The organism is Microbacterium testaceum StLB037 (assembly GCF_900104345.1).
Lineage (GTDB): Bacteria > Actinomycetota > Actinomycetes > Actinomycetales > Microbacteriaceae > Microbacterium > Microbacterium testaceum_A.
In genome coordinates, this window is record NZ_FNJN01000003.1 from 38,538 (window position 1) to 57,673 (window position 19,136).

Genomic DNA, 19,136 nt, shown 5'->3' on the forward strand with positions numbered 1-19,136 from the left:
GCTTTACTGCGCCGCCTCGAAGAGTGAGAGCACGTCGACCTGCGGGTCGGTCAGCGTCAGCGTGACGACGGGACGGCCGTGGCCCTCCGCCAGCACGCTCGCGTCGCCCGCGGCCTGTGCCTGGATGAGTTGTCCGAACGTGAACGGTCGACCGGGGATCTCGAGGTCGACGTCGGTGCGTTCGATGATCTGGAGGAACACGCCGCTGGCGGGTCCTCCCTTGTGGAACTGTCCGGTGGAGTGCAGGAACCGCGGTCCCCAGCCGAACGTGGTGGGGCGACCCGAGTCGGCCGCCACGAGTTCGCGGAGTCCCGCGAGCTGCGCCAGTTCGAGACGGTTCACGTACGCCTGGACGCTGACGTAGCCATCGGCCGGGACTGTCCGCCACAGCGCTTCCAGGACGCCCGCGACCGTGCCGCTCGCCGCGAGGGCGCGGTCGGACACGCGCACCTCGACGCCGCGGTCGACGAAGACCGGGGCGGTGGGAGCGGGCTGCGCGTCGAGCAGGCCGCGCGTCGCCTCTTTCGCCGACTCGACGTCGGGCTGATCGAAGGGATCGATCCCGAGCAGTCGGCCGGCGATCGCGGTGGCGTACTCCCACACGACGAACTGCGCACCGAGCGAACCGCTCATGAGCACTTCGCCGGTGTGCCGCTCGAACAGGTGGAATGCCTCGGCGTCGTCGACGAACCGCACGACCTGAAGGTCGTCGGGCTTCGACTCGAGCTCGGGCGACACGGGGAGCAGGACGACGGGCAGGATGCCGGTGCCCTCCTTCCCGGTCGATTCAGCGACGAGCTGCTCGATCCAGTCGGGCAGGCCGATGATGTGGCTTCCGTCGGTGACCAGACCGAGCTTGTCGCGGCGGTGTACCCCGCCGCCCGCGATCGCCGCGGCGAGCACGAGGGCCGGGTTCTCGGGGGAGTCGATCGCGACCTCGAGCAGAGTGGCATCCGCCTCGTCGAGGAGGTCCTCGATGTCGACGCCGGCGAGGCCGGTGGGGACGAGCCCGAACGCTGTGAGCGCCGAGTAGCGTCCGCCCACGGTCGGATCGGCGGTGAACACCCGGTAGCCGTCGGCGCGAGCCGACTGCTCGAGTGGGGAGCCGGGGTCGGTGACCACCACGATGCGACCGGCGGGGTCGATGCCGAGGTCGCGGAAGGCGGCCTCGAAGGCCCGCTTGGCGGAGTCGGTCTCGATGGTCGCGCCCGACTTGCTCGAGACCACCAGCACGGTCTGCTCGAGACCGCCGGACTCGGCGTCGCCGTCGATCGCGGCGAGCACCTGGCCCGGAGCGGTCGAGTCGAGGATGACGAGCGGCACGCCCGCCGACTGCGCGATGACCTCGGGAGCGAGCGAGGACCCGCCCATTCCGGCGAGGACGACGCGGGTCACGCCCTGCGCGACGAGTTCGTCGCGCAGGGCCGTGATCTCGGCCACGAGCGGGCGCGAGACGGTGACCGCCCGCACCCACCCGAGTCGACGCGACGCCTCGTCCTCGGCCGCCGCGCCCCACAGGGTGGGGTCGGCCGCCGTGATCCCCGACGCGATGAGCGAGCCGGTCAGGCCCGGCAGCTCCGCGTCGACGACCGACTTGACGTGGCCGGTGACCTTGACGGCGAGAGTCACTGCGCGGCCTGGGCGCTTCCGGCCTGCAGCGCGGTCTTCACGGTGTCCTGCAGCTCGTGCCACGAGGCGATGAACTTCTCGACACCCTCGTCCTCGAGCACCTGCGTGGCGTCGGCCACGTCGACGCCGGCCGCTGCCAGGCGGTCGAAGACCTCGTGCGCCTCGGCGTAGGCACCGGTGACCGTGTCACCCGCGATGACGCCGTGGTCGAAGGTCGCCTCGAGCGTCTTCTCGGGCATCGTGTTGACGGTGCCGGGGGCGACGAGCTCGGTGACGTACAGCGTGTCGGGCAGCGCGGGGTCCTTGACGCCGGTCGACGCCCAGAGCGGACGCTGCACCGTGGCACCGGCATCCAGCAGCTTCGTGGCGCGGTCCTCCGAGAACTTCTTCTCGTAGAGCTCGTACGCCAGGCGCGCGTTCGCGATGCCGGCCTTGCCCTTGAGGGCTGCGGCCTCGTCGGTGCCGATCGCGGAGAGGCGCTTGTCGATCTCGGTGTCGACGCGCGAGACGAAGAACGACGCCACCGACTGCAGGGTCGAGATGTCGTGACCGGCGGCCTGCGCCTTCTCGACACCGGCGAGGTACGCGTCGATGACCTCTTCGTAGCGCTCGAGGCTGAAGATCAGCGTGACGTTGACCGAGATGCCCGCACCGATGACCTCGGTGATGGCGGGGAGGCCGGCCTTGGTCGCGGGGATCTTGATGAGGACGTTCTTGCGGTCGACGCGGGCCGACAAGTCCTTCGCCTGGGCGATGGTCCCCTCGGTGTCGTGGGCGAGGTCGGGCGAGACCTCGATCGACACGCGGCCGTCGACGCCGTTGGTGGCCTCGAAGACCGGAAGGAAGATGTCGCACGCGTCGCGCACGTCGTCGGTGGTGATCGAGAAGATCGCCTCGTCGACGCTGGCGTCGGCGGCCGCGAGCTCCTTGACCTGGCCCTCGTACGCCTCGCCCTTCGACAGGGCGCCGGCGAAGATGGTCGGGTTCGTGGTGACACCCGAGACGTTGCGCGACTCGATGAGCTCGGCGAGGTTGCCGGACTGGATGCGCTGACGCGACAGGTCGTCCAGCCAGATGCTGACGCCGGCGGCCGAGAGGTCTGCGGTGGGAGTGCTCATGGTTCTGGTTCTCCTCTGATTACTTCTTCGCGGCGGCCAGCGACTCGTGCGCGGCCTCGACGACGTGCTCGGTGGTGATGCCGAACTTCTGGAAAAGGGTCTTGTAGTCGGCCGACGCGCCGAAGTGGTCGATCGCGACGGAGCGGCCGGCGTCGCCGACGATGCCCGCCCAGCTGAGCGCGGAACCGGCTTCGACCGACACGCGGGCCTTGACCGACGACGGCAGCACCGACTCGCGGTACGCCTCGTCCTGCTCGGCGAACCACTCGAGCGAGGGGGCCGACACGACGCGGGCGTGCACGCCCTCGGCGGCGAGCTTCTCGCGCGCCTCGACGGCCAGCTGCACCTCGGAGCCGGTGGCGATCAGGATCACGTCGGGCTCGCCGTTCTTGGCCTCGGCCAGTACGTACGCTCCCTTGACCGCGCCTTCGGCGGAGGCGAACTCATCTCCGGATGCCGCACCCTCGCCGCGGGCGAAGACGGGGATGTTCTGGCGGGTCAGGGCGATGCCGGCGGGACCGGCGGTGCGGCGCAGCATCTCGAGCCAGACGACGCTGGTCTCGTTGGCATCCGCGGGACGCACGAGGGCGAAGTTGGGGATGGCGCGGAGCGTGGCGATCTGCTCGATCGGCTGGTGCGTGGGGCCGTCCTCGCCGAGGGCGACGGAGTCGTGCGTCCAGACGAAGATCGTGGGGATGTTCATCAGGGCGGCCAGACGCACCGGCGGGCGCATGTAGTCGCTGAAGATGAGGAACGTGCCGCCGAAGGGGCGCGTGGGGCCGTGGAGCACGATGCCGTTGAGGATCGCACCCATGGCGTGCTCGCGGATGCCGAAGTGGAGCACGCGGCCGTAGGGGTCGCCCGACCACTCGTGCGTCGACCAGCTGGCGGGGATGAAGGACTTGGCATCCTTGATCGTCGTCAGGTTCGACTCGGCGAGGTCGGCCGAACCGCCCCAGAGCTCGGGGAGCTCGGCGGCGAGGGCGTTGATGACCGTGCCGCTGGCGGCGCGTGTCGAGACGTCCTTGCCCGCCTCGAAGGCGGGGAGCGCGTCGGCGATGCCCTCGGGGAGCTCGCGCGCCTGCAGGCGGTCCCACAGCTGCTTGCGCTCGGGGTGGGCCTCGGCCCACGCGTCGAACTTCTGCTGCCAGGCGGCCTTCTCGGCCTCGCCGCGCTCGACGAGCTTGCGCGTGTGGGCGATGACGTCGTCGGCGACGGCGAAGTGCTGCTCGGGGTCGAAGCCGAGCACCTCCTTCGTGGCCTTCAGCTCGTCGGCGCCGAGGGCCGAGCCGTGGATCTTGCCGGAGTTCTGCTTGCCGGGGGAGGGCCAGCCGATGATCGTCTTGAGGACGATGAGCGAGGGCTTGCTCGTCTCGCCCTTCGCGCGCTCGATCGCGGCGTGGAGTTCGGCGACGTCTTCGACGTACTCGCCGGTCTTCTTCCAGTCGACCGTCTGCACGTGCCAGCCGTAGGCCTCGTAACGCTTCTGGACGTCCTCGGTGAAGGCGACGTTGGTGTCGTCCTCGATCGAGATCTGGTTGGAGTCGTAGATGGCGATGAGGTTGCCGAGCTCCTGGTGGCCGGCGAGCGAGGAGGCCTCGCTGGTCACGCCCTCCTGCAGGTCGCCGTCGCCGGCGATCACGTAGACGTAGTGGTCGAAGGGGCTCTCGCCGGCCGGCGACTCCGGGTCGAACAGGCCGCGCTCGTAGCGGGCGGCGTAGGCGAAGCCGACGGACGAGGCGAGGCCCTGGCCGAGGGGGCCCGTGGTGATCTCGACACCGTCGGTGTGGCCATACTCGGGGTGACCGGGGGTCAGCGAGCCCCAGGTGCGCAGCGCCTCGAGGTCCTTCTTCTCGAGGCCGAAGCCGCCGAGGTAGAGCTGGACGTACTGGGTCAGCGAGGAGTGACCGACCGACAGGATGAAGCGGTCGCGGCCCGGCCAGTGCGTGTCGGCGGGATCGTGGCGCATGACGCGCTGGTAGAGCAGGTAGGCCGCGGGTGCGAGCGACATCGCGGTTCCGGGGTGGCCGTTGCCCACCTTCTCCACGGCATCCGCCGCGAGGATGCGCGCGGTGTCCACCGCGCGCCGATCGATGTCATCCCATTCGAAGTCCGACAACTGGGTCGCCTTTCTCGATACTGAGCGCCCGGGTTCACTTCCGACGCCGCACTCACCACCGTAGGAGTGGGAGAGGGGTGGGGTGTCGGCGCGGGGCGCGCGTTCATCGCCAGCATAGCGAGAACGCCGGTGCAGGTTGCGGTGCGTGACGGGGCTCGACAGACGGCCGGTCGTGTGGTGGAGATGGCATAGAATCGTGAAGGTTCTATACGCGCTTACCCCGGGGGACGATGGACATCTCGACGACGTCGCACGTCATTGCGACGACCGATCGCCGCTCCGTCGGACGCACCCTCCGGGCCTACGTCGCTCTGACGAAGCCCCGCGTCCTCGAGCTGCTGCTCGTGACCACCGTGCCGGTGATGATCCTGGCGCAGGGTGGTCTGCCGAATCTGTGGCTGATCCTGGCCACCGTGATCGGCGGCTCGCTGAGCGCGGGCTCGGCCGCGGCGTTCAACATGTATCTCGATCGCGACATCGACGCGCACATGCAGCGCACGGTCAACCGGCCGCTCGTGACGGGCGAGGTCTCGCCCCGCGGCGCGCTGGTCTTTGCGTGGACGTTGGCCGTCGTGTCGACGGTGTGGCTGTGGGCTTTCACCAACGTCCTCGCGGCGGGTCTGTCGGCCACGGCGATCTTCTTCTACGTGGTGATCTACACGATCATCCTCAAGCGCCGCACCGAGCAGAACATCGTCTGGGGCGGGATCGCCGGGTGCTTCCCGGTCCTCATCGGCTGGTCGGCCGTGACGGGCTCGCTGTCGTGGGCGCCGTTCATCCTCTTCGCGCTGGTGTTCCTGTGGACACCGCCGCACTACTGGCCGCTGTCGATGAAGTACGCGGCGCAGTACGACGAGGTCGACGTGCCCATGCTGGGCGCCACCCGCAGCGGTTCGCAGGTCGGACTGCAGGTCATCCTGTACGCGTGGGCGACCGTCGCGTGCTCGCTCCTGCTGATCCCGGTCGCGCCGATGGGTCTCGTCTACACCGTGTCGGCCCTCGTCTTCGGTGGCTGGTTCATCTACGAATCGCACCGCCTCTACTCGCGCGCCGTGCGCGGGGGCGAGCCCCGCCCGATGCGCGTGTTCCACGCCTCGATCACGTACCTGACGCTGCTGTTCGTCGCGATCGCCGTCGACCCGCTACTTCCGTTCTGATCGGATTCGACAGCGCCCGTCCCGTCTGCGGGGCGGGCGCTTCGTCGTTTCGGGATGCCGGCTGCCCGCGCGTCCGTCGGGTTGGTCGACCGGTTCAACCGGCGGTCGACGGGCCCCGGGGCAGCGCGGCGACGGCGCGGTCCTCCGCTGATCTCGCGCCGCGACACGGTGCGCGCGCGGTTCCGCCACCAGCGAAGTGCGCGCGATCGGCGTGGCGAGGCGGACCCGACTCGTGCGGTCAGACCCCGCGGTGGTGCGAGGCGATGGTGCTGCGGGGAGGGAGGATGTCCTCGAGCGACCCGCGGTGCCCACGATGCTGTTCGGTCGTGATCCCGCGCCCGCGGGTGGAGGACTCCCGTACGCGAAAGCGCCCGCCCCCCGAAGGGAGCGGGCGCTTTCTCGTCGCGAGTCAGCGGCCGGTCGAACCGTCACCCGTGTCGAGCTTGGGCGCGTCGTGAGTCGCGGCGGCGGCCTGCGGCGGAGCGGGGGTCGTCGAGGGCACCTCGACGTCAGCGTCCTCGACCGCGAGGGGGGTTGCGGTGGTCGCCGGAGCGAACGGAGCGGCGGGGACGGCGCTCTCGGCGGCCGTCTCGTCGTCGCTGTTCCAGTCGATCGTCTCGATCGCGACGTCGGGGCGGCGGGTCAGCGTGGCCGCGGCGGCGAGCGCCAGGACCGCGACGATGCCGATGGCACCGGCGCCGAGGACGGCGGCGCCGACGACGACCCACGACTGGCCGACGTAGACCTGCACGACGGTGGCGTTCGGGTCGTTGAGCACCTGCTCCATCGCGTCGATCCCGTTCAGGACGATCGCGAGTCCGCCGGCGATGGCGGCCAGGGATGCGACGACGAGCACCCAGAACGGGATGCTGGTCACCAGGCGGGGACGAGTCTTCATGGGGAGTACTCCTTGTCGTTCCGACAGGGGGTTGTCGGGCGGCGGGTCCCGAAGCGGGGGACGACGGGACGGTGGGCACGGAAGTGCCACAATCAACGATGACCTACGAGCCAGTGCTCCGTGTAGGGGTCGCCGATGAATCGCCTATGAGCGTATAAGGGGGTCTCGTGGGCCTTACGCGGGGGAACGCGGTCCGTTCGGCGCAACTCGGTCGCGCGTCGTCGGCGCCTCAGCCGTGAGCAGCCGCCGTCTCGCGCTCGGCACCCTGACGCCCCGCGACCGCGGACACCTTGAGGCGCAGAACGACGACCGTCATGGTCGCGGCGGCCAGAGCGGCCAGGACCATGTGGGTGCCCACGGCCCACTCGGGCAGGCCGTTGCGGGCCTGGTAGAGCCCCACGGCGATCTGCACCAGCTCGACGGCCAGCAGGGCGACGGCCCAGCGGCGCACCGGCAGGCGCAGGCGCCAGGACGCGATGACCACGACGAGCGTCAGGGCGAACAGGGCGTATCCCGGCCAGGAGTGCACGTGCTCGAGCACCTCGGCATCGAAACCGTTGCGTCCGGCCGAGGCGTCGCCCGAGTGCGGGCCGGCGCCGGTGGTGAGAACGCCGAAGACGATGGTGAGGGCGAGGACGCCGGTCGTCGCGTGGACGAGCCCGGCGAACCAGCGCGGGGCGGCGAGCAGGCGCGGCCCGACCGGCTGATTCATGCGCACGAGGAACGCCGCGCACACCGCCACGATCGACACCGACGCGATGTAGTGGAACCCGACGATGAAGGGGTTCAGGCCGGTGAGCACCGTGATGCCGCCCACGACCGCCTGCGCGACGATGCCGACGAGCACGACGAGCGAGAGTACGAACAGCACGCGGCGCTCGTGACGCATGCGCCACACCAGCACGACCACGGCGAGGGCCAGGATGCCGACGAGCCCGGTCAGTGTGCGGTTGCCGAACTCGATGATGCCGTGGATGCCCATCTCGGGGGTGTTCACGAGGGAGTCGGGGGTGCAGCGCGGCCAGGTGGGGCAGCCCAGGCCCGAACCCGTCAGTCGGACGGCCCCGCCGGTGCCGATGATCAGCACTTCGGCGATGAACGACAGCCACGCGAAGACGCGCACACGGCGGTCGACGTCGGTCGGGAGCCACTCGACGATCCGTCGCAGGGGTGCGGGGACGCGCGTCGAGGCGGTGGGGGACGAGGCGGAGGGCATGCGTACGGCTTCCTGGCGTCGAGGTGCTCCGGGCTGTCGGGAGAGCGGGCCTGCCATGCCGGGAGCGGGTGTTACCTGTAGAATCGAAGGGTCCGGGTGCAGCGCTCGCGCGAACCGCACCCACGACAGTCTAGGCGCGCAGCCAGCGCCTTCGAGCGGGCCCACCAGCGACCTTCCTGGGACTTCGACCGGAGTCCGGAATGTCGGGGCGGATGACACCGTTGTGGCCCGAGAAGGAGAGTGATCACCATGTCCGATGTCCTCATCGACCGACCAGAGCTCGAAAGCCTGGGGCAATACGAGTTCGGCTGGCACGACACCGACGCGGCGGGCGCGATCGCGCAGCGCGGCATCAACGAAGACGTCGTCCGCGGCATCTCGGCGCTGAAGTCCGAGCCCGAGTGGATGCTCAAGACGCGCCTGAAGGGCTACCAGCTCTTCGGCAAGAAGCCGATGCCCACGTGGGGCGCCGACCTGTCGGAGATCGACTTCGACAACATCAAGTACTTCGTGCGCTCGACCGAGAAGCAGGCCCAGACCTGGGAAGACCTTCCGGAAGAGATCCGCAACACCTACGAGAAGCTGGGCATCCCCGAGGCCGAGCGTCAGCGCCTGGTCGCCGGCGTCGCCGCCCAGTACGAGTCCGAGGTGGTCTACCACCAGATCCGCGAGGACCTCGAGCAGCAGGGTGTCATCTTCATGGACACCGACACCGCCCTGCGCGAGCACCCCGAGTTCTTCGAGGAGTACTTCGGCACCGTCATCCCCGCCGGTGACAACAAGTTCGCGGCGTTGAACACGGCCGTCTGGTCGGGCGGCTCGTTCGTCTACGTCCCCAAGGGTGTTCACGTCGAGATCCCGCTGCAGGCGTACTTCCGCATCAACACCGAGAACATGGGTCAGTTCGAGCGGACGCTGATCATCGCCGACGAGGACAGCTACGTCCACTACATCGAGGGCTGCACCGCTCCGATCTACAAGAGCGACTCGCTGCACTCGGCCGTGGTCGAGATCATCGTGAAGAAGAACGCCCGCGTGCGCTACACGACGATCCAGAACTGGTCGAACAACGTCTACAACCTCGTCACCAAGCGCGCCGTCGCCCACGAGGGAGCGACCATGGAATGGGTCGACGGCAACATCGGCTCCAAGGTGACGATGAAGTACCCCTCCATCTACCTGATGGGCGAGCACGCCAAGGGCGAGACCCTGTCGGTCGCCTTCGCCGGTCCCGGTCAGCACCAGGACGCCGGCGCCAAGATGATCCACATGGCGCCGTACACGCAGTCGTCGATCGTCTCGAAGTCGATCGCCCGCGGCGGCGGTCGCGCCGGATACCGCGGCGAGGTGCGGGTGGACGCCAACGCGCACCACTCCGCCAACACCGTGCGCTGCGACGCCCTGCTCGTCGACACCATCTCGCGCAGCGACACCTACCCCGCGATCGACATCCGCGTCGACGACGTGCAGCTCGGCCACGAGGCCACGGTCTCGAAGGTCAGCGAAGAGCAGCTGTTCTACCTGCAGTCGCGCGGCATGCCCGAAGACGAGGCCATGGCCATGATCGTCCGCGGGTTCATCGAGCCCATCGCGCGGGAGCTCCCCATGGAGTACGCGCTCGAACTCAACAAGCTCATCGAAATGGGCATGGAAGGATCCGTAGGCTAAATGACGACTGCGACCGAATCACCCACGGCACAGTCGACTGGCGCCGGTACGGGTCACATCGACCCGGCAGCCCTCGTGGCATCCGTCGTTCCGGTTCAGACGCGCTCGGAGCGTCTGACCTCGTTCGACCCGGCCGACTTCGGCACCCCCACGGGGCGCGAGGTCAACTGGAAGCTCAGCCCGATCACGCGCCTGGCTCCGCTGTTCGTCGACGAGGCCGGTCCGTCCGGTGTCATCTCCGTCGACGTGCAGGCGCCGGACGCCGTGGAGCAGCTGCGTCTCGCGGCCGGCGACGCGCCGCGCGGTGAGCACTTCCGGCCCGAAGACCTGCCCGCGGCCCTCGCCTGGACGCACGAGACCGAGGCTCCGCTCTTGCGGATCCCCGCGAACGTCGAGCTCGACGAGCCCGTCGTGGTGCGCTTGACCGGCACGGGCGGCCTCGCGCACGCCCACGTCGTGATCGAGGCTCAGCCCAACTCGCGCGGCACCGTGGTGCTGCGTCACGAGGGCACCGCGAATCACGCGCAGAACGTCGAGATCATCGTGCGCGACGGCGCCGACCTCACGGTCGTGTCGGTGCAGCGCTGGCATGACGACGCCGTGCACGCGGCATCCCACCAGGCCCGTGTCGACCGCGACGCCAAGCTCACGCACGTCGTGGTGAGCTTCGGCGGCGGTGTCGTGCGCGTGAACCCCTCGGTGGAGCTCTCGGGCCCCGGCGCCGAGGGACGCCTGTACGGCCTGTCGTTCTCGGACGCCGGTCAGCACCTCGAGTCGCAGGTCTACCTGCACCACAAGGGTCCGCACACCGTCGGCGACGTGCTCTACAAGGGCGCGCTGCAGGGCGAGAGCGCGCGCAGCGTCTGGATCGGCGACGTGCTGATCGGACCGGATGCCACGGGCACCGACTCGTACGAGGCGAACCGCAACCTCGTGCTCACCGACGGCGCCCGCGCCGACTCGATCCCGAACCTCGAGATCGAGACCGGCGACATCCAGGGCGCCGGCCACGCCAGCGCCACGGGTCGTTTCGACGACGAGCAGCTGTTCTACCTGCAGGCTCGCGGCATCGCCGAAGACGAGGCGCGTCGCCTGGTCGTGCTCGGCTTCCTCAGCGAGATCGTGCAGCGCATCGGCATCCCCGAGCTCGAGACCGAGCTCATCGAGGCCATCGAGCACGAGCTGGCCGAAGGAGCTGCCGCGTGAGCGCTTCGCGCGTCTGCGCCCTGAGTGAGCTCGTGCAGGACGAGGCCCGTCGCGTCGAGATCGACGGCGTCGCCATGGCGGTCGTGCTCGACGGCAACGGCGAGGTCCACGCGATCGGCGACGTCTGCACGCACGGCGACATCTCGCTGTCGGACGGCTTCGTCGAGGGCGAGACGCTGGAGTGCTGGGCCCACGGCTCGGCGTTCTCGCTGAAGACCGGCCGCCCCCTGAACCTCCCGGCCTACGAGCCGGTCCCCGTGTACGAGGTCGTGATCGACGGAGACGACGTGCTCATCGATCCCGCCGTCACCAAGGCGACGGCCTGAGCGCCCCCACGACAACGCCCACGACCTGAAGACTTACGAGTAAGGAACACCATGTCTGTCCTCGAGATCCGCGACCTCCACGTGACGGTCGAGACGGAGAACGGTACGACCCCGATCCTCAACGGCGTGACGCTGACCATGCGCACCGGTGAGACCCACGCCATCATGGGCCCCAACGGCTCCGGCAAGTCGACCCTGGCGTACACGATCGCCGGTCACCCCAAGTACACCGTCACGAGCGGCTCGATCACCCTCGACGGTGAAGACGTGCTCGAGATGAGCGTCGACGAGCGCGCTCGCGCGGGCCTCTTCCTCGCGATGCAGTACCCGGTCGAGATCCCCGGCGTCACGGTGACGAACTTCCTCCGCACGGCCAAGACGGCCATCGACGGCGAGGCTCCGGCCATCCGCTCGTGGACGAAGGACGTCAAGGGCGCCATGGAGAACCTCCGTATGGACCCGAAGTTCGCCTCGCGCAACGTCAACGAGGGCTTCTCGGGCGGCGAGAAGAAGCGTCACGAGATCCTCCAGCTCGAGCTGCTCAAGCCGAAGATCGCCGTGCTCGACGAGACCGACTCCGGCCTCGACGTCGACGCGCTGAAGATCGTGTCCGAGGGCGTGAACCGCGCCAAGGAGCAGACCGACCTCGGTGTGCTGCTCATCACGCACTACACGCGCATCCTGCGCTACATCCGCCCCGACTTCGTGCACGTGGTCGTCAAGGGGCGGATCGTCGAGGAGGGCGGGCCCGAGCTCGCCGACCGACTCGAAGAAGAGGGTTACGACCGCTTCCTCGAGGCCGGTACGCCGATCGACGCGTAGGATCGTTACATGACCGCAACCCTCGCTCCCGAGAAGTACGACGAGGTCACCGAGGCTCTCAAAGACGTCATGGACCCCGAACTGGGGATCAACGTCGTCGACCTCGGCCTCATCTACGATCTCGCGTGGGACGACGAGAACGACGCGCTCGTCATCCACATGACCCTCACCTCGGCCGGCTGCCCGCTGACGGACGTGCTCGAAGAGCAGACCGCCCAGGCCCTCGACAACGTCGTGGAACGCTTCCGCATCAACTGGGTGTGGATGCCGCCGTGGGGTCCCGAGCGGATCACCGACGACGGCCGCGACATGATGCGCGCGCTCGGCTTCGCGATCTGACCGCAGAATCCGTCCTGAACGCCCATCCCTCCGGGGGTGGGCGTTCGGTGTTCCAGTGAGGGGAACGGTGCCCTTCTCGCGCCCGTGTGTCCTCCTCTGACGCGCAGGGTGCCGGCATCCGGGGTCCTCGTTAGGCTTTTTGCATGAGCGTTCCTCCGTTGCAGGCCCTGCCGCTCGAGCTCCTGCGTCAGCGCAGCAGCACGAAGTGGCGCTCCTACGACGACGACGTCATCCCGATGTTCGTGGCCGAGACCGACTTCCCGCTGGCGCCGGCGATCACCTTGGCGCTGCATCGGGCGGTCGAGATCGGCGACACGGGCTACACGCCTCCGCGTCCCGGCATCGACCTCGATTTCGCCGACTTCGCCGAGCGGCAGTGGGGGTGGCGACCGGACCCGGCGCGCATCCGCTGGACGGGCGACGTGATGATGGGCGTCGTCGAGGTGTTGCGGGGGGTGACCTCGCCCGGCGATCGGGTGATCGTGACGCCCCCCGTGTACCCGCCGTTCTACGACACGGTCGAAGAGGCGGGGGCGGTCGTGGAGCGCGTCCCGCTGATCGACGACGGGGAGCGCTGGCATCTCGACCTTGAGGGCATCGAGGCGGCCCTGGCGGGCGGAGCGCGCGCCGTGTTGCTGTGCAACCCGCACAACCCCACCGGGACCGTCCACTCCCGGGACTCCCTCGCTTCTCTCGCGCATCTCGCGAAGCGGTACGGCGCCAGCGTGGTCAGCGACGAGATCCACGCGCCGCTCACGCACGCCCCCGCGGTCTTCACTCCCTTCCTGGATGCCGGTGACGAGGCGGCCGCGGTCGGGTACATCGTGACGAGCGCGAGCAAGACCTACAACCTCGCCGGATTGAAGTGCGCCGTCATCGTGACCGGCTCGGAGGAAACCGCGGCGGTGGTGCGCGCCCTGCCGTGGGAGGTCGAGTGGCGGGCCGGGTTGTTCGGCGTCATCGCGAACCGGGCTGCGTTCTCGGCCGAGAGCGACGAATGGCTGGCCTCTCTGCTCGTGGCCCTGGACGACAACCGTCGTCTGCTCGCCGACCTGCTCGCCGAGCATCTGCCGCTCGCGCGGTATCGGATCCCCGAGGCGGGGTTCCTCGCGTGGGTCGACGTCTCGTCGTACGGCTGGGGCGACAATCCCGCCCCGTTCATCCGTCGCGAGGCGCAGGTCGCCCTGCACCACGGCCCGCTGTTCGGGGTCGAGGGGATCGGCCACGTGCGCATCAACGTGGGCTGCGCTCCCGAGGTGCTGAGCGAGGCGATCGAGAGGATCGGGAAGCTCGTCGATCGCGCGTAGCCGTCTCGGGTAGCTCGCCGTCGAGGCAGCGGCGTGGCATCCGGAAGCAAGGTAAGGATATCCTTATCTCGTGATCACTGCCACGCGTCCCGCCTACCGCCCGTACGTCGCCGTGGTGAAGACCGCGCGACGTCTCTCGCCGCACTTCGTGCGCGTGACGTTCACCTCACCCGACTTCGACGTCTTCGGCACCGACCGCCGTGACCAGCGCGTCAAGCTGGTGCTGCCCGGCGGCGACGGCACCGTCTGCGACATCGGACAGGACGACCCCGAGGCCATCGCCAACGGCGACTGGTACACGCGCTGGCGCGACCTGCCCGACGAGGAGCGCATGCCCTTCCGCACCTATACCGTGCGCCGCATCGACCCCGAGGCCCTCGAACTCGACATCGACTTCGTCGTGCACCACGACGCCGGTCCGGCCGGGTCCTGGGCCGAAGCGGCGACGGCGGGGGACCACCTGGTGGTCGTCGGCCCCGACGCGCGCAGCGCCGACTCGGCGCAGGGGATCGACTTCCACCCCGGCACGGCGCGGCGCATTCTGCTCGCCGGTGACGAGACCGCCGCTCCTGCGATCTGCGCCGTGCTCGAGGGGCTCGAGCCCGGTCTCGACGTCGACGCGTTCATCGAAGTGCCCGACGTCGACGACGCTCTCCCCGTGCGCAGCGGAGACGCGCGCGTCCACTGGCTCCCGCGGGGCGAACGCCCGCACGGCGAGGCGCTGATCGAAGCGATGGAGGCCTGGGCCGCGGCATCCGGTGACGTTCTGGAGCGCGCGGCCGCGCCCCGTCCGCAGGTTCTCGAAGAGATCGACCTCGATGTCGACCTGCTGTGGGACAGCCCCGCCGACGCCGAAGGCGAGTTTTACGCGTGGATCGCGGGGGAGTCGTCGACCGTGAAGCTCCTGCGGCGCATGCTCGTCTCGGGGTGCGGCGTCGACCGCGGTCGCGTCGCCTTCATGGGCTACTGGCGCGCCGGGCAGGTCGAGCGTACGGCGTAATCACCCGGCATGACGACGACGAAGAGCCCCGGCCGCGGCCGGGGCTCTTCGTGGTTCTCGCGACGTCTCAGGCCGTCTGCGCCCGCGACTGCTCGGGCTCGGCCACGGTGTGGTGACGGCCGATCGGGACCACCATCGGTCGCCCGGTCAGGGGATCGGGCACGACGCGACTGTCGAGGCCGAAGACGCGGCGCACGGTCTCTTCGGTGAGGACGTCGGAGGGGTCGCCGGCCGCGATCACCTCCCCCTGGGCCATGGCCACGAGGTGGTCGGCGTAGCGGGCGGCGAGGTTGAGGTCGTGGAGGACCATGGCCACGGTGGTGCCGCGGTCGCGATTGAGGTCGGTGAGCAGGTCGAGGACGTCGATCTGGTGGCTGATGTCGAGGAAGGTCGTCGGCTCGTCGAGCAGGAGCACGTCGGTCTCTTGCGCGAGGGCCATCGCGATCCAGACGCGCTGGCGTTGACCGCCGCTGAGCTCGTCGACGGGACGGTCGGCGAGGTGCGTGACGTCGGTGGCCTCGAGCGCGCGGGCGACCGCTGCGTCATCGGTGCTCGTCCAGCGCGAGAGGGCGCCCTGGTGCGGGTGACGACCCCGGCTGACGAGGTCGCTGACGGCGATGCCGTCGGGGGCGATCGGCGACTGCGGAAGCAGCCCGAGAACGCGGGCGACCTGTTTCGTCGGCAGGCGATGGATCGACTTGCCGTCGAGCAGGACCTGCCCCGCCGAGGGCGTCAGCAGACGGGCCATCGCCTTCAGCAGCGTCGACTTGCCGCAGGCGTTCGCGCCGACGATGGCGGTCACACGCCCCGGCGGCAGGGCGAGGTCCAGGGAGTCGACGATCGTCCGATCGCCGTAGCCGAGCGTGACGCTCTCGGCGGTCAGGGTGCGCTCGATGGTCATCGGGTGACTCCTCGGTGCTGGGGGACGGGGTGGACCGGGGTGCGGTCGGCGCTCATGGCGATGTCCCTTCGGATCGGCTGCTGCGGACGAGCAGGAAGATGAGGTACGGCGCGCCCAGCACGCCGGTGATGACGCCGACCGGCAGGCGGGTGCCGAAGGCGTACTGCGCGGCGAAGTCGGCGACCAGCACGAGCAGGGCTCCGACGAGGCCCGCGGGCAGGATCGGCGAGCCGACCGAGCCGAGCAGGCGCACAGCGATGGGGCCGGCGAGGAACGAGACGAACGCGATAGGACCGGCGGCGGCCGTGCCGAAGGCGAGGAGGCCGACGGCCGCCACGATCAGCAGCAGGCGGCTGCGTTCGACGGGGAGGCCGATGGCGGCGGCGGTGTCGTCTCCCATGCGGAGGATCTCGAGGCGCCCGGCCAGGACCAGCAGCACCGGACCCAGCACGACGACCGCGAAGAGGACCGGCATCGCTCGATCCCACGTGGCGTCGTTCAGGTTGCCGGTGATCCAGCGCATCGCGGCGGGGAGGTCGTACTGCGCGGCGCGCGCGACGACGTACGAGACGACCGCCTGACACATCGCGGCGACACCGATGCCGACGAGGATGAGTCGCGCGCCCGAGCTGCCGTTGCGATACGAGAGCAGGTAGATCGCGAGCGCCGCGGCCAGAGCCGCCGCCATCGCGAGGAACGACACCGCGGTCTCGCCCCAGCCGAGCACGACGATGCCGATGACGGCCGCCGCACTCGCGCCGGTGTTGATGCCGATCACGTCGGGGCTGGCGAGGGCGTTGCGCAGCATGGTCTGGAAGACGACACCGCCCATGCCGAAGCAGAGCCCCGTCAGCAGGGCCGTCATCGCGCGGGGCAGGCGCAGCTCGCCGACGGTGAACGAGGCTCCGGCGACGCGCTGCCCGGTGAGGACGCCCCACACTTCGGCGGGCGAGTAGAACGTCTGGCCCAGCATGAGCGAGAGGGTGAACGCGGCGACGACGGCCGCTGCCAGGGTCGCGGTGACGAGGGTCCACCGGCGGCGGCGACGGCGGCGTCCGGCGATGACGGATGCCAGGGCGTCCGGTGCCGTGATGGGCGCGGCGGCCCGGGGGGAGACGTGCGTGGTCACAGGGCCCTCATCTTCTGACGGCGGACGAGGGCGATGAAGAACGGGGCTCCGATGAGGGCGGTCACGATGCCGACCTCGATCTCTTCGGGACGGGCCACGACACGACCGACGACGTCGGCGAGGGTCAGTAGGGTCGCGCCGCCCAGGGCCGAGACGGGAAGAAGCCATCGGTGGTCGACGCCCACGACGAGGCGGAGCATGTGGGGCACGATGAGGCCCACGAAGCCGATGGGGCCGGCGACGGCGGTCGCGGCTCCGCAGAGCACAACCGCTCCGAGGGTCGCGACCAGACGCGCGGTGCGCACGCGGGCGCCCAGGCCCGCGGCGAGTTCGTCGCCGAGCGCGAGGGTATTCAGCGCCGGGGCGCTTGCGAGGCAGATGATCAGGCCGGCGAGCAGGAAGGGGAGCACCTGGCCGATGGTCTCGACCGTGGCTCCGCCGACGCCGCCGATCTGCCAGAAACGGAAGACGTTCATCACGTCGGTCCGGGGGAGCAGGATCGCGCTCGTCAGCGAGCTGAACGCGACAGCGGTCACCGCGCCGGCGAGGGCCAGGCGCAGGGGTGTCGCCCCGCCGCGGCCGAGTGAACCGATCGTGTACACGAGGACGGCCGCGGCTGCCGCGCCCAGCATGCCCGTCCAGATGTACATCGACGGCGAGCTCAGGCCGAAGAAGGCGATCCCCGTGACGATCGCGAGTCCCGCTCCGCCGTTGATTCCGAGAATCTGCGGATCGGCGAGCGGGTTCCGCGTCGCCCCCTGCAACACGGCGCCCGACACGGCCAGGGCCGCGCCCACCAGGACCGCGAGGATGGTGCGGGGGACGCGCTTGGCGACGGCGGCAGCCGACGTCGTGTCGGTGGAGCCGGTGAGCCCCGCCCACACGTCCGCGGCGGTGACGTCGCGGGCGCCGAAGGTCACGGACAGCACCACGGCGACGACGAGCACGGCGACGAGGGCCGTGACGCCGACGACGCGTCGCCGCCCCCAGCGACGCGGGCGGGCGTCGCCGGGGGCGGTCGGAGCCGGTGCGAGAGCGGTCATCGCGCCGACGGGCGAGGAGCGTGCATCGTGACGAGCGGCGTCCGGACGGACCGCGCCGAGGCCTTCGGCGTCGGGACGGCCCGCACCGGAAGCGCGCTCATCAGGACGCGGCCTTCTCGGCGGCCTTGCCCACGAGGGCGATGTAGTCGTCGCCGTAGGACGTGCCGATCGACAGCGGGCTGGGGTTGCCGGCCGCGGCCATAGTGGTGTTGTCGGGCAGGAACGCCACCGCACCGTTCGCGATCGCGGGGATGCGCGACCACAGCGGGTCGGCCTGCAGCTGCGCGAGGGTCGCGTCCGTGCCGTAGCCGGTGAGGACCTGGACGTCCGAGAAGTTCTCGATCTTCTCGGTGCTCTCGGTGAACCAGAAGGTGTCACCGGTGGCGCTGGAGGCTTCGACGGCCGACGAGGGCACCAGGCCGAGCTCGTCGAGGTACGTCGCGCGCGGGTCCTTGGTCGAGTAGTAGCCGACGGTGCTGAGGTCCGTCGGGTCGATGTAAGTGAACAGCGCCTTCTTCCCCGCCAGAGCCGGGTAGGTGGCGGACTCGTCGGTCACGTGCTTCTCGAGGTCGGAGACCAGCTGCTGCGCCTGGTCTTCGCGGCCGAGGGCCTTGGCATCCGTCAGGGTCATCTGCTGCCATGTGGTGCCCCAGGCGATCTCGGGGAAGGCGACGACGGGGGCGATCTTGCTGAGCGTGTCGTACTGCTCCTGCGTCATGCCCGAGTACGCGCCCAGGATGACGTCGGGCTTCGCGTCGGCGATCGCCTCGTAGTCGAAGCCGTTGGTCTCGTCCATGAGCGTGGGCGTCTGGGCGCCGAGCTCGTCGAGCTTGTCCTTGACCCAGGGGAGCATGCCGTCACCGTCTTCGTCACCCCAGGTGACCTTCGGCATGGCGACGGGCACGACGCCGAGCGCGAGCGCGGCCTCTTGGTTGCCCCAGCTGACCGTGACGACGCGCTTCGGCTCCGCCTCGATCGTGGTCTCGCCGAAGGCGTGGTCGATCGTGACGGGGAAGGACCCCGTTGCGGACGTCGACGACCCTTCCTGCGCGCCGGGGGCGGCTGAGGTACCGGCGCAGCCGGTCAGGACGAGGGCGGTACCGACGGCGAGTGCCGCCAGTGCGCGGAATCGGGACACGAAGAGCCTCCTGCGTGTTAGGTAAGGATAGGCTTAGTTTAGTTCAGGCCTCGGGGGAGAACGCAAACCGGGATGCCGCGAACCCGGGCGAACGTCTCGGCGTCGAGGTAACGGCATCCG

At 69.8% G+C, this 19,136-nt stretch carries 17 protein-coding genes; 8 read left to right on the plus strand and 9 right to left on the minus strand.

The genetic code is table 11. The annotated features are described in order from the left end of the window. Window positions 1-3: 3 nt before the first annotated feature. The 3 genes from BLS25_RS06415 to tkt are packed head-to-tail and all read right to left on the minus strand — an operon-like array spanning window position 4 to window position 4,866. Window positions 4-1,629 (minus strand): glucose-6-phosphate isomerase, encoded by a 1,626-nt coding sequence (locus BLS25_RS06415; RefSeq protein WP_074694857.1) that lies wholly within the window; start codon window positions 1,627-1,629, stop codon window positions 4-6. Next, window positions 1,626-2,747, minus strand: coding sequence for a transaldolase (tal, locus tag BLS25_RS06420; RefSeq protein ID WP_056232154.1), 1,122 nt, complete (start codon window positions 2,745-2,747; stop codon window positions 1,626-1,628). Before tal ends, BLS25_RS06415 begins: the two co-directional genes overlap by 4 nt. Window positions 2,748-2,766: 19 nt before the next feature. Further along, entirely contained in the window at window positions 2,767-4,866 is a 2,100-nt protein-coding gene (gene tkt / locus BLS25_RS06425) for a transketolase (RefSeq protein WP_074694858.1), read from the minus strand. Between the two features lie 230 nt (window positions 4,867-5,096). Here tkt and BLS25_RS06430 point away from each other — a divergent pair, with 230 nt between their 5' ends. Continuing rightward, window positions 5,097-6,023, plus strand: a complete 927-nt coding sequence (locus BLS25_RS06430; RefSeq protein ID WP_074694859.1) for a heme o synthase — start codon at window positions 5,097-5,099, stop codon at window positions 6,021-6,023. 409 nt (window positions 6,024-6,432) lie between these two features. Here the strand turns inward: BLS25_RS06430 and BLS25_RS06435 are convergent, their stop codons facing one another. Both BLS25_RS06435 and BLS25_RS06440 read right to left on the minus strand, forming a co-directional pair. Further along, entirely contained in the window at window positions 6,433-6,921 is a 489-nt protein-coding gene (locus BLS25_RS06435; RefSeq protein ID WP_074694860.1) for a hypothetical protein, read from the minus strand. Window positions 6,922-7,150: 229 nt separating this feature from the next. Next, on the minus strand, window positions 7,151-8,137 hold the full coding sequence (locus BLS25_RS06440; RefSeq protein WP_074694861.1) for a COX15/CtaA family protein: 987 nt from the start codon (window positions 8,135-8,137) through the stop codon (window positions 7,151-7,153). 249 nt (window positions 8,138-8,386) lie between these two features. Between BLS25_RS06440 and sufB the strand changes: the two genes are divergently transcribed. From sufB to BLS25_RS06475, 7 genes are all read left to right on the plus strand, one after another. Beyond that, window positions 8,387-9,805, plus strand: a complete 1,419-nt coding sequence (sufB, locus tag BLS25_RS06445) for a Fe-S cluster assembly protein SufB (protein ID WP_056232442.1) — start codon at window positions 8,387-8,389, stop codon at window positions 9,803-9,805. Beyond that, on the plus strand, window positions 9,806-11,011 hold the full coding sequence (sufD, locus tag BLS25_RS06450) for a Fe-S cluster assembly protein SufD (RefSeq protein WP_074694862.1): 1,206 nt from the start codon (window positions 9,806-9,808) through the stop codon (window positions 11,009-11,011). Next, a complete protein-coding gene (locus BLS25_RS06455; RefSeq protein ID WP_056232135.1) occupies window positions 11,008-11,337 on the plus strand; it encodes a non-heme iron oxygenase ferredoxin subunit in 330 nt (109 codons plus the stop codon). The genes sufD and BLS25_RS06455 overlap by 4 nt, the downstream gene beginning before the upstream one ends. Window positions 11,338-11,388: 51 nt before the next feature. Further along, window positions 11,389-12,159: a Fe-S cluster assembly ATPase SufC gene (gene sufC / locus BLS25_RS06460; RefSeq protein WP_056232130.1), complete on the plus strand. Its 771-nt coding sequence runs from the start codon at window positions 11,389-11,391 to the stop codon at window positions 12,157-12,159. Window positions 12,160-12,168: 9 nt separating this feature from the next. Then, window positions 12,169-12,498 (plus strand): metal-sulfur cluster assembly factor, encoded by a 330-nt coding sequence (locus BLS25_RS06465; protein WP_056232125.1) that lies wholly within the window; start codon window positions 12,169-12,171, stop codon window positions 12,496-12,498. Between the two features lie 143 nt (window positions 12,499-12,641). Beyond that, a complete protein-coding gene (locus BLS25_RS06470; protein ID WP_074694863.1) occupies window positions 12,642-13,805 on the plus strand; it encodes a MalY/PatB family protein in 1,164 nt (387 codons plus the stop codon). Between the two features lie 70 nt (window positions 13,806-13,875). Further along, on the plus strand, window positions 13,876-14,805 hold the full coding sequence (locus tag BLS25_RS06475; protein ID WP_074694864.1) for a siderophore-interacting protein: 930 nt from the start codon (window positions 13,876-13,878) through the stop codon (window positions 14,803-14,805). A 67-nt stretch (window positions 14,806-14,872) separates the two neighbouring features. On the opposite strand, the gene BLS25_RS06480 is transcribed toward BLS25_RS06475, so the two are convergent. The 4 genes from BLS25_RS06480 to BLS25_RS06495 all read right to left on the minus strand — a co-directional run bounded on the left by BLS25_RS06480 (window position 14,873) and on the right by BLS25_RS06495 (window position 19,016). Beyond that, window positions 14,873-15,706, minus strand: coding sequence for an ABC transporter ATP-binding protein (locus BLS25_RS06480; RefSeq protein WP_056232114.1), 834 nt, complete (start codon window positions 15,704-15,706; stop codon window positions 14,873-14,875). A 52-nt stretch (window positions 15,707-15,758) separates the two neighbouring features. After that, a complete protein-coding gene (locus BLS25_RS06485; protein WP_176786329.1) occupies window positions 15,759-16,835 on the minus strand; it encodes a FecCD family ABC transporter permease in 1,077 nt (358 codons plus the stop codon). Next, window positions 16,832-17,878 carry a FecCD family ABC transporter permease gene (locus BLS25_RS06490; RefSeq protein WP_074694865.1) on the minus strand — a complete coding sequence of 349 codons (1,047 nt, stop codon included), beginning with the start codon at window positions 17,876-17,878 and terminating at the stop codon, window positions 16,832-16,834. The genes BLS25_RS06485 and BLS25_RS06490 overlap by 4 nt, the downstream gene beginning before the upstream one ends. Before the next feature lie 100 nt (window positions 17,879-17,978). Further along, window positions 17,979-19,016 carry an iron-siderophore ABC transporter substrate-binding protein gene (locus tag BLS25_RS06495; RefSeq protein ID WP_056232106.1) on the minus strand — a complete coding sequence of 346 codons (1,038 nt, stop codon included), beginning with the start codon at window positions 19,014-19,016 and terminating at the stop codon, window positions 17,979-17,981. Window positions 19,017-19,136 lie beyond the last annotated feature (120 nt).

Coding starts and splice junctions, on each gene's coding strand:
- BLS25_RS06480 (WP_056232114.1), bottom strand. CDS start 15,706: ATGACCATCGAGCGCACCCTGACCGCCGAGAGCGTCACGCTCGGCTAC.
- BLS25_RS06435 (WP_074694860.1), bottom strand. CDS start 6,921: ATGAAGACTCGTCCCCGCCTGGTGACCAGCATCCCGTTCTGGGTGCTC.
- BLS25_RS06470 (WP_074694863.1), top strand. CDS start 12,642: ATGAGCGTTCCTCCGTTGCAGGCCCTGCCGCTCGAGCTCCTGCGTCAG.
- BLS25_RS06430 (WP_074694859.1), top strand. CDS start 5,097: ATGGACATCTCGACGACGTCGCACGTCATTGCGACGACCGATCGCCGC.
- sufD (WP_074694862.1), top strand. CDS start 9,806: ATGACGACTGCGACCGAATCACCCACGGCACAGTCGACTGGCGCCGGT.
- BLS25_RS06440 (WP_074694861.1), bottom strand. CDS start 8,137: ATGCCCTCCGCCTCGTCCCCCACCGCCTCGACGCGCGTCCCCGCACCC.
- tal (WP_056232154.1), bottom strand. CDS start 2,747: ATGAGCACTCCCACCGCAGACCTCTCGGCCGCCGGCGTCAGCATCTGG.
- BLS25_RS06490 (WP_074694865.1), bottom strand. CDS start 17,878: ATGACCGCTCTCGCACCGGCTCCGACCGCCCCCGGCGACGCCCGCCCG.
- BLS25_RS06465 (WP_056232125.1), top strand. CDS start 12,169: ATGACCGCAACCCTCGCTCCCGAGAAGTACGACGAGGTCACCGAGGCT.
- sufB (WP_056232442.1), top strand. CDS start 8,387: ATGTCCGATGTCCTCATCGACCGACCAGAGCTCGAAAGCCTGGGGCAA.
- sufC (WP_056232130.1), top strand. CDS start 11,389: ATGTCTGTCCTCGAGATCCGCGACCTCCACGTGACGGTCGAGACGGAG.